This is a genomic window from Gordonia jinghuaiqii (assembly GCF_014041935.1).
GTDB classification, from domain to species: domain Bacteria; phylum Actinomycetota; class Actinomycetes; order Mycobacteriales; family Mycobacteriaceae; genus Gordonia; species Gordonia jinghuaiqii.
The window spans coordinates 950639-962754 of sequence record NZ_CP059491.1 but is presented as its reverse complement, the minus strand read 5'-3'; the positions used below and the strand labels follow the sequence as shown (position 1 = coordinate 962754).

Genomic DNA, 12116 nt, shown 5'->3' with positions numbered 1-12116 from the left:
TGGACCCGACGTCAGGAAGCCGCGGCGAGGACCTCGTCGAGCATGAGTGCGGCCTTCTCGTCGTCGGTGTTCTGCGCGAGCGAGAGCTCGTCGACGAGCACGCGACGTGCACGGGTCAGCATCCGCTTCTCACCGGCCGACAGGCCACGATCCTGCTCACGACGCCACAGGTCGCGCACGATCTCGGCGACCTTGATGATGTCGCCCGAGATCAGCTTCTCCTGGTTTGCCTTGAACCGGCGAGCCCAGTTGGTCGGCTCCTCGGTGTGCGGAGCCCGTAGGACCTGGAAGACCTCGTCGAGGCCCTCTCGTCCGACCACATCTCGGACGCCCACGTAGTCGAGCTTGGTCGAGGGAATCTGAACGGTCATGTCACCGTCGGCAACCTTGAGAACAAGGTATTCGATCTGCTCACCCTTGATGGTCCGGGTCACGATGTCTTCGACCCGAGCAGCACCGTGATGGGGGTAAACGACGGTGTCGCCAACTTTGAAATTCAATGTTCCTTGCCCCTTTCGAGTAGAGCCAGTCTAGCACGGGTGTTCCGAGGGACCCACCCAACGGTGCAGGTCAACGCGGTGAACACGTTTCACACCCGGCTCTTTCGAGGTCGCGAGGGGTGTCGGCGGAACACGCGACACCCCTTGCGGCACCGCTCCGGAACTGTTGGGAACATGACGGCGGACACAGCCCGCGACGCCACCGCCTGCACCCCGGAACCCAACGCGCGACGACGAATCAGGCACCCGGGGGGACTTTTCCATCACGCGCCCACTACGCTGCGTAGTGCAGGGTGTCGCGCGCTGCATGTCGGCTTCGTATGACCTTGGAGGATCGGGTGTCAGTGCTTTCACTATCCGCACGGCGGTCGGCGGTTCGGCCATCTCGTCTGGCCACCGCGGTGGCCGCGATCGGCATGGCGGTCGCCCTCGGCACCACCGGGTGCAGCGCGGGGCAGATCTCGCAGACCGCCAACCAGCTGCCCGCGGTGAACGGCGCCAACGTGAACTACGGCGCACTCGAGCTCCGTGACGTGCAGATCCTGTTCCCCGAGCAGGACGCACCGACGGTCTTCGGCAACGGCGGACCCTTCGAGCTCGCGTTCGCGGTCGCGAACTCCGACGACCTCGATTACTACCGCCTGAAGGAGATCACCGCCGAAAAGGGCAAGGTCGAGTTCACCGAGGGCGCCGACTCCGACGACCGGATCATCCCGCCGGGACAGGCGCTTCGCGGCGGCCTCCCGGTCGGTGCGAACACCGCGATCGAGAAGAAGGTCACCGCCGAGCTGACCGGCGCGGGCAAGACCGTCGCCGCCGGACTCACCACGGACCTGACCTTCCACTTCGAGAAGCGTGACGCCAACGGCTCGTGGATCGATGCCGGCGAGACCACCGTGCAGACCCCGGTGGACGCGGGCGCCGAACTCGAGCGCGTCAACGTCCCCCGTAACGCAGAGCCGACGTTCTACAACCAGCACCACGATGAGGGCGGCGACGCGGGCCACGAAGGTGGCGACGAACACAGCGAAGACGGCGGTCACTGACCGTTCGACGACTTTTCCGAACGGGGCCCGGCGATTGCCGGGCCTCGTTCGTTGTTCTGTCGGGCCCCACCCCTAGGCTGTCCGGGTGGCCAAACCCAAATCGTCGTTCCGATGCACCGGTTGCGGCCATCAGGTCGCCAAATGGGTCGGGCGGTGTCCCGAATGCGGCGAGTGGGGAACGATCGGCGAGGTCGCGACCGGCCCGGCGTCGTCGAGGTCGACGCCCGCGGTCGCGCCGACGAGCCCCGCCCTGCGCATCACCGAGGTCGACGCGGAGTCCTCGGCAGCCGTCCCCACCGGCATCGGCGAACTCGACCGGGTACTCGGGCGCGGCGTCGTGCCGGGTTCGGTCATCCTCCTCGCCGGCGAGCCGGGCGTCGGCAAGTCGACGCTGCTCCTCGAGGCGGTCAAACACTGGGCGGCCGCCGACCGTACCGCGCTCTACATCACCGGCGAGGAGTCGGCCGGACAGGTCCGCATGCGGGCCGAACGCACCGGCGCGGTGCACCCGAATGTGTATCTGGCCGCCGAAACCGACCTCGCGACCATCCTCGGCCACGTCGACTCGGTACGTCCGTCACTGATGATCGTCGACTCCGTGCAGACGGTCGTCGCATCCGGCGCCGAAGGCGTCACCGGCGGCGTGACCCAGATCCGTGCCGTCACCACCGCGCTGGTCTCGCTGGCCAAGAATCGCGGCGTCGCGGTGATCCTGGTCGGGCATGTCACCAAGGAGGGCGCGGTCGCGGGCCCGCGGTCGCTCGAGCACCTCGTCGACGTCGTCCTGGCCTTCGAAGGTGACAAGCATTCGACGCTGCGCATGGTCCGCGGCGTCAAGAACCGCTTCGGCGCGGCCGACGAGGTCGGCTGTTTCGAGCAGCGCGACGACGGCATCCACCAGGTACCGGATCCGTCGGGCATCTTTCTGCATCAACGTGATTCCGATGTCAGCGGCAGCGTGACGATGGTGACGATGGACGGCAAGCGCGCACTCGTCGGTGAGATCCAGGCGCTCGCCAACGGCACCGAGATGAACAATCCGCGTCGCGCGGTGTCCGGCCTGGACATGAACCGGGTGGCGATGGTGCTCGCCGTCCTCCAGGCGCGGGGCGGACGCAAGGAGCTCGCGAAATCCGAGGTCTACCTCTCGACGGTCGGCGGCATGCGGGTCACCGAGCCGGCCGCCGACCTCGCCATCGCGCTCTCGGTCTATTCGACTCTCACCGGTCGGCCCGTCCCCCAGTCGACCGTGGTGATCGGTGAGGTCGGCCTCGGCGGCGAGGTCCGCCGCGTCTCCGCGGTCGCGCGGCGCCTGGCCGAGGCCCGACGACTCGGTTTCCGCGAGGCGATCATCCCCGCCGCCACCGACGAGGAACTCCCCCGGGGCATCAAGATCGTCCGTGTCGCGAACCTGGCCGACGCGATGGCTCGACGAGCCGCCGACCCGGTCAGCGCGCCGTTCTGACCCCCCGGCCGCCCGACGTATCCGCAAAGCCCTACGGGCGGTGCATGCGGTCCTTGTACTCCTGCGCCTTCGCACTGTTCTCGACGTGGTCGGCGAAGTGCTCGCGCACGTCGACGGTCACGAACACTCCGTTGGCGCGGGCGACGGGACGGTCCGGATCCCCGAGGTGCGCAACGGCTTCGGCGTAGATCTTGCGGCGCTGCTTGCCCAGGATCGAGGCCTCGATGTGCAGGGTCTTGCCCACCGGGATCGGCGCGAGGAAGTCGACCTGCAGGTGCACGGTCACCCCCGGCGGGCCGATGAGGCGCGGCAACATGCCCATCACGTCGTCGAATGCGCTGGACAGGATCCCGCCGTGGATGACCCCGGGCCCGCCCTCCATCCACTGTTCGACCGGCATCCGGGCGTCGACGGTGAAACCCTCGCCCGCGTGCACCGTGAGATGCAGGCCGCGGGGGGAATCGACGCCACAGCCGAAGCACGACTTGTTGTGGCTGCGCATGGGCTCGCCCGGCTTGGACGTCTTCGGGTGGCGTACGAGCTCGTCGAGTTCATCGGGCACCACAAAGCTGCTGCTCTTCACATCCCGGTACCCTAGTCACATTGCGGCCGCCGGTGTCGCGGGGTGTGCGACCCCGCGAGGTGCCGGGCCGGCATCGAAGGGGAGACATGGTTGCCGAAGCGGTGAAGTCCGAGCTCGCCCGCGAGACCCTGGCGCGCGTCGCGCCCGGCACCCCGCTCCGCGACGGGCTCGAGCGCATCCTGCGCGGCGGTACGGGCGCCCTCATCGTCCTCGGACACGATTCCGACGTCGAGAAGATCTGTGACGGCGGGTTCCACCTCGACGTCGAGTTCGCCCCCACCCGGCTGCGTGAGCTCGCCAAGATGGACGGCGCCGTGGTCATGTCCACCGACGGCAAGCGCATCGTGCGTGCCAACGTCCAGCTGGTCCCCGACCCGTCCATCCCCACCGAGGAGTCGGGCACGCGGCACCGCGCGGCCGAACGCACCGCCATCCAGACCGGCCACCCCGTCATCTCGGTGAGTGCGTCGATGTCCATCGTCAGCGTCTACGTCGACGGTGCTCGTCGGGTGGTCGAGAGCCCCGACCCCATCCTGTCGCGCGCCAACGTCGCGCTGGCCACCCTCGAGCGATACAAGGCCCGCCTCGACGAGGTGATCTCGGCCCTGTCCCGCGCCGAGATCGAGGATTACGTCCTGTTGCGCGATGCGATGTCGACGGCACAGCGCATGGAGATGGTCCGGCGGGTGTCGGTCGAGATCGAGGAGTACGTCCTCGAACTCGGCGTCAACGGCCGGCAGGTCAGTCTGCAGCTCGAGGAACTCATCAGCGACAACGACACCATGCGCGAGCTGCTCGTCCGCGATTACTACGCCAGCCCGGAGCCCGCCACCGCCGAAGACGTGCGACAGACACTCGAGGTGATCGAGAACCTCAGTGACGCAGATCTACTCGATCTCACACTGCTCGCGGGGGCATTCGGGTATCCGACGACGATCGACGCCCAGGACACCGCGATGAGCCCGCGGGGCTACCGGCTGCTCGCGCGGATCTCGCGGCTGCAGTTCGCCCATGTGGACCGCCTCGTGCGCAGCTTCGGCACCCTGCAGGCGTTGCTGGCGAGTTCCTCCGCCGATCTGCAGGCCGTCGAGGGCATCGGCAGCATCTGGGCCCGGCACATCCGTGAGGGATTGTCGCGGCTGGCCGAGACCAGCATCGAACGCTACGACTAGAGAACCAGGGTTCCCGACGATCGGGGTTCCCCGACGACTGGGGTTCCCGACGACTAGGGCTCTTGCGCCGGTGCGACCACGTTGAACGTGATCGGGAACGACTCGCGCTCGCCGATCTTGCCGATGGCCGAATACGACCCGGCGGGGATCTGGGTGCGGGGACGCTCGCAACCCGGGCTGCTCGTGGTGCCCGACCAGGTGATGTCGTCCTTGACCTGCTGTGCGGGCTTGAGCACCACGTTGTTGACCGTGTAGAGCGGCGAACAGTCGCGGGCCGACCACAGTGTGCGGGTCCCGTCGAGAGTCCGCACGATGACGTTCTGTACGGACTTGCCGACGTCGCGGGTGCATTCCGACAGCCCCGCGTTGGTGGTCACGATGGTGAACACCGGCTTCTGGCCGATCGTGTAGGTCGGCTTGTCGGTGTAGAGAACCACCGAGATCGCCTGATCCGGGCAGAGGTTGGGTCCCCCGGGAGCGCCGGGAACCCCTGCGGGACTCGCCGATTCGGGGGGCGTGGTGGCACCGGCGGGCGGACCTGCGGGTGTGCCACCGCCACCGCCGCCGCCCGAGCCGGAGTCGGGTGCGCCGGGCGCACCCGACTCACCACCGGCGGGCGCTTCCGATGACGGCGGAGCAGAAGCCGGGGTCGACGCCGAGGCGCTCGCCGGAGCGGAGCCCTTGGCGGCGGTGTTCTGCGGATCGCCACCGCTCGACGTCATCCAGACAATCAGCGCGACAACCAAACCGACGATGACCACGGCACCACCCACGGCGACGACGCGGCGTCGCCAATAGATCTCGGGTGGCAGCGGGCCCTGGGGTTCGATCACGCCTCCCACGCTAACGGCCGGGTCTTGACTTCCGGCTGATCACGTGCGGCGTGTCGCGACCGAAAAACGGTCCCCAACAGGCAAAGTCTAGAGTTCGCCTTCAGGTTCTGGAGGTTTCCGACGCTCTATGCGGTCTCGGCCTGCGGCACGGCGCTGGGCCGTTCGCCGATGTCGCCGTACACGCCCTGCAGGCTCACCTTGCCCTCGTTGAGCTGGTAGGTGAGGCCGACGATGGCGAGCCGCCCGGTGCTGATCTTGTCGGCGATGATGCGGCTGCGCTGCATGAGCAACTGTCCGGTCTCCACGACATGCCGCGCCTCGAACTCATCGACACGGGTGAGGCCTTCGCTGCGGCCGGCGAGGATGCTGGGGGTGACCCGCTCCACGACGTCGCGGATGTAGCCGCCCGGGATCTGCAGATCGTCGAGGGCGTCGAGCGTGGCCTTGACCGCCCCGCAACTGTCGTGTCCCAGGATGACGATGAGGGGAACGCTGAGCACCTCGACCGCGTATTCGAGCGACCCCAGGACCGCCGAGTCGATGACATGACCGGCGGTGCGCACCACGAACATGTCGCCCAGACCCTGGTCGAAGATGATCTCGGCCGAGAGCCTGGAATCGGCGCAGCCGAACAGCACCACGTGGGGGTGCTGCCCGCCCGCGAGTCGCGCGCGATCCTCGATACCCTGGCTCGGATGCAGAGATTCTCCCGCCACAAAGCGGTCGTTGCCGTCACGCAGAATGTGCCACGCCTCACGTGGTGTCTTTCCGATCATGCTCAATAGTGTGCCACCGGGCCGTCTGCTCGGTTGGTTCGATACCCATGAACGCGATCTCCCGTGGCGGGACCCGGCGTGCAGCGGCTGGCAGATCCTCATCAGCGAGATCATGCTGCAGCAGACCCCGGTGGCGCGGGTCGTCGGGCCGTGGCAGGACTGGGTCCGCCGCTGGCCGGTGCCCTCGGCGATGGCCGCGGAGCCGGCCGGAGAGGTCCTGCGCGCCTGGGGCAAGCTCGGCTACCCGCGACGCGCGCTTCGTCTCCATGAGTGCGCGAAGGTCCTGGCACGCGATCACGACGACCGCGTTCCCGACGACGTCGAGACGATGCTGACCCTGCCCGGCATCGGCGACTACACCGCGCGGGCGGTCGCCTGTTTCGCCTACGGCCAACCGGTTCCGGTGGTCGACACCAATGTTCGGCGCGTGATCGCGCGTGCCGTCCACGGACGCGAACAGCCGGCGAACCCGTCGCGGCGCGATCTGGCCGACGCGCAGGCGCTCCTGCCCAGATCCGACGACGGCTCCTATACAGCCACCGCGCCGCGGTTCTCCGCGGCGCTCATGGAACTCGGCGCGTTGGTGTGCACGGCCCGAAACCCCCAGTGCGACAACTGCCCACTCGTCGATTGCACCTGGGTTCGGCTCGGCCGGCCGGTACACACCGGACCGCCCCGACGAACGCAGAAGTTCGCCGGCACCGACCGCCAGGTCCGCGGCCTCCTGCTGGACGTCCTGCGCGGAACGAACGTTGCGGTGGACCGTTCGAAGCTCGACGTGGTGTGGACCTCCGACACCGCCCAGCGCGATCGCGCACTGGATTCCCTGCTCGTCGACGGCCTGGTCGAGCTCACCACCGACGGGCGCTACTGCCTGGCGGGCGAGGGCGACTCGTGACCGACGCGGCGGCAACGGCCCCCGGACACGGTGCGGCCTCGTCGACGACGAGCAGGCCGACGGGCGCGCATAATTCGTGTTGCGCCCATTGACCAGTCGTTTGAACGTTCGGAGATAGCTTCCCGCAGCGGTCGAATCGTTGCTAGTGTCCCGGTCCATGAGCCAGCCGCCGTATCCCCCTGTCCCGCCGCCGGACCCGCAGCAGCCGGGGGGCTTCCCCGGTCAGCCGCCCCAGTACGGCCAGCAACCCCAGTACGGGCAACCGCCCCAGTACGGGCAGCAGCCACCGCCCCCTCCCCCCTACGGCCAGCAGCCGCCGCCCCCGCAGTACGGGCAGCAGCCACCGCAGTACGGGCAGACGCCTCCTCCGCCGGGCGCGCAGTACGGGGACGCCGGCGCCTACCCCGGCGCCCCGATTCCTCCCGGCGGCCCCATGGACACGGGCAAGATCGATGTGGGCACGGCGTTCTCGTGGGCCTTCGGCAAGTTCAAGAACAATGCCGGCGCGATGATCCTGCCGGGCCTCGTGGTGTTCCTGCTCGGCGCCGCACTCATCGCGGTGGGGTTCTCCGCGGCGGCGCTGTTCGGCACCACCGAGACCGTCGATTACGGCAACGGTTACACCTACCAAGAGACGTCGCTGGGTCTCGGCGGCTCCATCCTCTTCGGCCTCGTGTACCTCGTGTTCATCCTGGGCCTGCTCTACATCCAGGCGAGCATCATCTCCGGCGCGGTCCGCGTCGCCAACGGCGAACCGGTCACCGCGAAGTCGTTCCTGACCCCAATCCGCTTCGGGCCGGTCGTCGGCACCGCGATCCTGGTCGGCATCATCACGGGGATCGGCTACGCGCTGTGCATCATCCCCGGGCTCGTCGCGATGTTCTTCCTGATGTTCTCGGTCGTCGCGACCATCGACAAGAGCCTCTCGCCGATCAACGCGATGAAGACGTCGTTCGAGCTGACCAAGTCGAAGGTCGGCGACTCGCTGATCACCCTGCTGGTCACCTACGCGATCAACCTCGTCGGTGTACTCGTCTGCTACATCGGGCTCATCGTCGCCGCACCGATCGCACAGTTGTTCCTGGTGCACTGCTGGCGCCGGCTCACCGGTGGCCCGATCGCGCCCGCCGACCCGACCTGACACCACCTCCCACCTCTTCGGGGGCGCACACGATTCGTCGTGTGCGTCCCGAATTACGTTGGGGCCCTTCCTCGGTGAGCTTCCGGGAATGGTTCAGGAGTCCAGGCCCGACAAGAACGCCTCCACCGCACCGCGATACACGTGTGGGGAGTCGTCGTGGACGAGGTGACCTGCACCGGGCACCCTCAGATGCTGTGCACGTTCGTTGACCGCGGACATCTGCTCCATCTGGCCGGGCGGGGTGACCGTGTATTCGGCCTCGATCAGCAGCGCGGGCACCTTCACCGCGCGCCACTGCGCCCAGAAGTCGCGGGTGCCCCACTCCTCGGCGATCGCGCTCCACACCGGGATTCGCCCGTGGAGCCGACCGTCGTCGAAGGCCTCGAAGAAGTAGCGGCCGGCCACCGGACCGAACATGGCCACCGCCTCCTCGGCGGAGCCGAAGCGGTCGGGCCACGACTCGAACCACGGCGTCCAGTTGGCGGTGGTCCGGCCGCGGAAGTCCGGCGCCATGTCCTCGACGACCAGCGCCGAGACGAGTTCGGGATAGGTCGCCGCGGCGCACCAGGCGTGCAGTGCGCCCATCGAATGTCCGACGAGGACGGCCGGCCCCTGGTCGATCCAGGTGAGGATCTCCGCGAGATCGGCGACGAAGCGATCGGTCGAGAGTTCGGTTGCGCGATCCGGGTCCCCGGCGTCGTGGAATTCGGCGCCGGTGTGGAACGCGGCGTCGTAGGTGAACACCCGACCGTACCGACGCAACCACGGGATCTGCCGACGCCACGTCCGCCCCCGGCCCATCAATCCGTGCAGCAAGACGATGGGGCGGGTCGCGGGGTCCGCGGGGTCGAGCGCATCCGGACCCCCGTGGTCACGGAGTCCGGTCTCGGCGTGGGCACGGCCGTCGAACATGCCAGAAACTGTAGACCGGAGCGCGGCGGCGAAAAGTTCGGGATGGAGCGCGGCGGAAGTGTCACATGATGTGCGCGAACGCGACTCCGACAGCGCCTATGGTGGACGCATGTCTGTTGTGAAGATCAACGCAATCTCTGTTCCCGAAGGTGCCGGCCCCGAACTCGAGAAGCGGTTCGCCAACCGCGCGCACTCGGTCGACGGGTCCAAGGGTTTCCTCGGATTCCAGCTCCTGCGCCCCGTCAAGGGCGACGATCGCTACTTCGTCGTGACGCAGTGGGAGTCCGAGGAGGACTTCCAGGCATGGGCGTCGGGCCCGGCGCGGGAGGCTCACGCCGGCGAGCGCGCCAAGCCGGTCGCCTCGGGCGCCGATCTGCTGGAGTTCGAGGTCGTGCTCGACGCCAGGCCCCGGTCCTGAGTGAGCCCGTCCTGAGTTCCGGACCGGCATCCGAGGAGACCTTCGTCGCCCCGATGTTCCCGCTCGGCACCGCACTGTTGCCGAGCGCGGAACTGCCGTTGCGCATCTTCGAGCCGCGCTACCGACAGATGCTGTCCGATCATGTCGACACCTCCGCAGATCCTCCGACCGCCAGCTTCGGCGTGGTGCTGATCGCGCGCGGTGTGGAAGTGGGCGGCGGGGATGTGCGCTGCGACGTCGGCGCGATGGCCCACGCGGAGATCACCGATCGCTTCCCCGACGGCCGCGCCGACCTCACCTGCACCGGCACGTACCGGTTCCGGATCGTCGAGTGGTTGCCCGACGACCCGTATCCCCGGGCCCGCGTCCAGCGGTTGCCCGAGCAGACACCCACCCCCGCGGACTTGGCCCGCCTCGATGCGATGAATCAGCGTCTGTACTCGTTGATGCGCCAGAAGTTCGAGTTCGAGGGGCAAGACCCCGAGCCGGTGATCGCTGCGCTGGCCATCATGGACGCCGATCCCGCCATCGCCGGCATCTCGCCGATCCACCGGTTCGCCGGCCGGGTCACGTCCCAGCCGCACGATCAGCAACGTCTTCTCGAGGCCGACGCCCCGGCCGGTCAGCTCGATGTGCTCGACGACGTACTCGACGGGATGGAGGCCCGGCTGCACTTCGGCCGGTGAGGTTCGCACTCCCCCTGGCACAAAAGTTAGAACGTGTTCTAGTATTGCGTGTGCTGTAGTTCACACTTGCCCGCCGAAGGTCAGTACCACTGCCGGCGCAGGCAAGGACCCGCCCTTTTGAGGAGCCCACGCGCATGACCGAGACCGTCGAGTCCCACTCCACAACCCTCGCCGGTGGCGGCGACCAACCCCAGCTGCTCATCGGGGGCCGATGGGCCGACCCGCATTCCGCCGAGACCCTCGAGGTCTTCTCCCCGGCCACCGGCGAACGCGTCGGCTCGGTCCCCGAGGCCGACGCCACCGACGTCGACACGGCCGTCCGGGCGGCCCGCGCCGCCTTCGATTCCGGCGTCTGGAGTTCGACGCCTCCCGCGCAGCGCGCCGACATCATCGGCAGGGTCGCCGACATGATCGACGAGCGTGGTGACGAGATCACCGCGCTGGTGTCGGCGGAGATGGGCGCACCGCCGAGCGCGATCGCCACGTTGCAGCAGCTGCCGGGCACCGGCGTCTTGCGGGCGTACGCGAACGCCGCCCGCAACTACCAGTGGGAGGAGTACCGGACCGGCCTGTTCGGCACCACCCGCATCACCCGCGAGGCGGTCGGTGTCGTCGGCGCGATCTGCGCCTGGAACGTCCCGCTGTTCATCACCTGCAACAAGATGGGCGCCGCGCTGGCCGCCGGCTGCTCGGTGGTCCTCAAGCCCGCCCCGGAGACCCCGCTGACCGGCAACTACGTCGCCCAGTTGTTCATCGAGGCGGGTGTGCCCGCCGAGGCCATCTCGGTGGTCACCGGCGGCACCGAGACCGGACAGGCGCTCGTCGCGCATCCCGACGTCGACAAGATCACCTTCACCGGCTCCACCGCCGCGGGCAAGGCCATCGGCGCCGCCTGCGCGGAGACACTCAAGCGGTGTTCGCTGGAACTCGGCGGCAAGTCCGCGGCCATCGTCCTCGACGACGTCGACATCGCCGCCAATGCCTTCATGCTCACGTTCCTTGGCCTGTTCAACACCGGGCAGGCCTGCGTCGCGCAGACCCGAATCCTGGTGCCGCGCAGTCGGCAGGACGAGATCGTGGCGGCCATGGTCGAGGCCGCCAAGGCGATGAAGGTCGGGCTGCCGTCCGACCCGGAGGCCCAGCTGGGCCCGCTGATCACCGAGAAGCAGCGCATCAAGGTCGAGGAGTACGTCGAACTCGGCAAGAAGGCCGGCGCCACGGCGGTTCTCGAGAGCGAGCGACCCGAGGGCCTCGACTCCGGCTACTTCCTCACCCCGACGATCTTCACCGGCGTCACCAACGACATGGCGATCGCCCAGGAGGAGATCTTCGGGCCCGTACTGTCGGTGATCGCCTACGACGACGTCGACGAGGCCATCGCCATCGCCAACGACTCCAGCTACGGACTCGCCGGCACGGTGTGGACCGACGACGTCGAACGCGGCATCGAGATCTCCACCAAGATCCGCACCGGAACCTTCGGGATCAATTGGTACGCAATCGATCCGGAGTCGCCGTTCGGTGGCTACAAGAACTCCGGCATCGGCCGCGAGAACGGCCGCGAGGGCCTCGAGTCATTCCTCGAGCACAAGTCGACGATGCTGCCGATGGGGTACGAGGCGCCCACCAGCTAGAACCCCGCACTCTCACAGGGCGGTTCGCTCCACCCACCCCGATCCGTGTGAC

General features: G+C 68.2%; 13 protein-coding genes. 8 read left to right on the top strand and 5 right to left on the bottom strand.

The window, feature by feature from the left end; all coding sequences use genetic code 11:
* Positions 1 to 11 precede the first annotated feature (11 nt).
* Positions 12 to 500, bottom strand: coding sequence for a CarD family transcriptional regulator (locus tag H1R19_RS04290; protein ID WP_188329585.1), 489 nt, complete (start codon positions 498 to 500; stop codon positions 12 to 14).
* Positions 501 to 844: 344 nt separating this feature from the next.
* Between H1R19_RS04290 and H1R19_RS04285 the strand changes: the two genes are divergently transcribed.
* Both H1R19_RS04285 and radA read left to right on the top strand, forming a co-directional pair.
* Positions 845 to 1546, top strand: coding sequence for a copper chaperone PCu(A)C domain-containing protein (locus H1R19_RS04285; RefSeq protein WP_188329584.1), 702 nt, complete (start codon positions 845 to 847; stop codon positions 1544 to 1546).
* A gap of 85 nt (positions 1547 to 1631) precedes the next feature.
* Positions 1632 to 3011 carry a DNA repair protein RadA gene (gene radA, locus H1R19_RS04280; protein WP_219850649.1) on the top strand — a complete coding sequence of 460 codons (1380 nt, stop codon included), beginning with the start codon at positions 1632 to 1634 and terminating at the stop codon, positions 3009 to 3011.
* 31 nt (positions 3012 to 3042) lie between these two features.
* Here the strand turns inward: radA and H1R19_RS04275 are convergent, their stop codons facing one another.
* A complete protein-coding gene (locus tag H1R19_RS04275; protein WP_188329741.1) occupies positions 3043 to 3573 on the bottom strand; it encodes a PaaI family thioesterase in 531 nt (176 codons plus the stop codon).
* Positions 3574 to 3680: 107 nt separating this feature from the next.
* Here H1R19_RS04275 and disA point away from each other — a divergent pair, with 107 nt between their 5' ends.
* Positions 3681 to 4766 carry a DNA integrity scanning diadenylate cyclase DisA gene (disA, locus tag H1R19_RS04270; protein WP_188329582.1) on the top strand — a complete coding sequence of 362 codons (1086 nt, stop codon included), beginning with the start codon at positions 3681 to 3683 and terminating at the stop codon, positions 4764 to 4766.
* A gap of 53 nt (positions 4767 to 4819) precedes the next feature.
* Here disA and H1R19_RS04265 read toward each other — a convergent pair whose 3' ends face one another.
* Both H1R19_RS04265 and H1R19_RS04260 read right to left on the bottom strand, forming a co-directional pair.
* Positions 4820 to 5599 carry a hypothetical protein gene (locus tag H1R19_RS04265; RefSeq protein WP_188329581.1) on the bottom strand — a complete coding sequence of 260 codons (780 nt, stop codon included), beginning with the start codon at positions 5597 to 5599 and terminating at the stop codon, positions 4820 to 4822.
* Between the two features lie 125 nt (positions 5600 to 5724).
* Positions 5725 to 6375: a carbonic anhydrase gene (locus H1R19_RS04260; protein ID WP_188329580.1), complete on the bottom strand. Its 651-nt coding sequence runs from the start codon at positions 6373 to 6375 to the stop codon at positions 5725 to 5727.
* Between H1R19_RS04260 and H1R19_RS04255 the strand changes: the two genes are divergently transcribed.
* Together H1R19_RS04255 and H1R19_RS04250 are read left to right on the top strand one after the other, a co-directional pair.
* Positions 6374 to 7273, top strand: coding sequence for an HhH-GPD family protein (locus H1R19_RS04255; protein WP_188329579.1), 900 nt, complete (start codon positions 6374 to 6376; stop codon positions 7271 to 7273). The two genes, H1R19_RS04260 and H1R19_RS04255, sit on opposite strands and share 2 nt — an antisense overlap.
* 157 nt (positions 7274 to 7430) lie before the next feature.
* The gene (locus H1R19_RS04250; protein WP_219850648.1) at positions 7431 to 8414 is read left to right on the top strand and encodes a hypothetical protein; all 984 of its coding nucleotides are present in this window, start codon (positions 7431 to 7433) and stop codon (positions 8412 to 8414) included.
* Between the two features lie 93 nt (positions 8415 to 8507).
* Here the strand turns inward: H1R19_RS04250 and H1R19_RS04245 are convergent, their stop codons facing one another.
* A complete protein-coding gene (locus H1R19_RS04245; protein ID WP_219850647.1) occupies positions 8508 to 9326 on the bottom strand; it encodes an alpha/beta fold hydrolase in 819 nt (272 codons plus the stop codon).
* Between the two features lie 109 nt (positions 9327 to 9435).
* Here H1R19_RS04245 and H1R19_RS04240 point away from each other — a divergent pair, with 109 nt between their 5' ends.
* The 3 genes from H1R19_RS04240 to H1R19_RS04230 all read left to right on the top strand — a co-directional run bounded on the left by H1R19_RS04240 (position 9436) and on the right by H1R19_RS04230 (position 12064).
* The gene (locus H1R19_RS04240; RefSeq protein ID WP_188329576.1) at positions 9436 to 9744 is read left to right on the top strand and encodes an antibiotic biosynthesis monooxygenase family protein; all 309 of its coding nucleotides are present in this window, start codon (positions 9436 to 9438) and stop codon (positions 9742 to 9744) included.
* A 53-nt stretch (positions 9745 to 9797) separates the two neighbouring features.
* Complete coding sequence (locus H1R19_RS04235; RefSeq protein WP_219850646.1) at positions 9798 to 10430, top strand: LON peptidase substrate-binding domain-containing protein; 633 nt, start codon at positions 9798 to 9800, stop codon at positions 10428 to 10430.
* Between the two features lie 134 nt (positions 10431 to 10564).
* Positions 10565 to 12064, top strand: coding sequence for an aldehyde dehydrogenase (locus H1R19_RS04230; RefSeq protein ID WP_219850645.1), 1500 nt, complete (start codon positions 10565 to 10567; stop codon positions 12062 to 12064).
* The last annotated feature ends 52 nt before the right edge of the window (positions 12065 to 12116 follow it).

What these genes read in the sequence shown, in the direction of transcription:
- disA (WP_188329582.1), top strand. Translation starts at nt 3,681, where the DNA reads ATGGTTGCCGAAGCGGTGAAGTCCGAGCTCGCCCGCGAGACCCTGGCG.
- H1R19_RS04255 (WP_188329579.1), top strand. Translation starts at nt 6,374, where the DNA reads ATGCTCAATAGTGTGCCACCGGGCCGTCTGCTCGGTTGGTTCGATACC.
- H1R19_RS04260 (WP_188329580.1), bottom strand. Translation starts at nt 6,375, where the DNA reads ATGATCGGAAAGACACCACGTGAGGCGTGGCACATTCTGCGTGACGGC.
- H1R19_RS04250 (WP_219850648.1), top strand. Translation starts at nt 7,431, where the DNA reads ATGAGCCAGCCGCCGTATCCCCCTGTCCCGCCGCCGGACCCGCAGCAG.
- H1R19_RS04245 (WP_219850647.1), bottom strand. Translation starts at nt 9,326, where the DNA reads ATGTTCGACGGCCGTGCCCACGCCGAGACCGGACTCCGTGACCACGGG.
- H1R19_RS04240 (WP_188329576.1), top strand. Translation starts at nt 9,436, where the DNA reads ATGTCTGTTGTGAAGATCAACGCAATCTCTGTTCCCGAAGGTGCCGGC.
- H1R19_RS04235 (WP_219850646.1), top strand. Translation starts at nt 9,798, where the DNA reads ATGTTCCCGCTCGGCACCGCACTGTTGCCGAGCGCGGAACTGCCGTTG.
- H1R19_RS04230 (WP_219850645.1), top strand. Translation starts at nt 10,565, where the DNA reads ATGACCGAGACCGTCGAGTCCCACTCCACAACCCTCGCCGGTGGCGGC.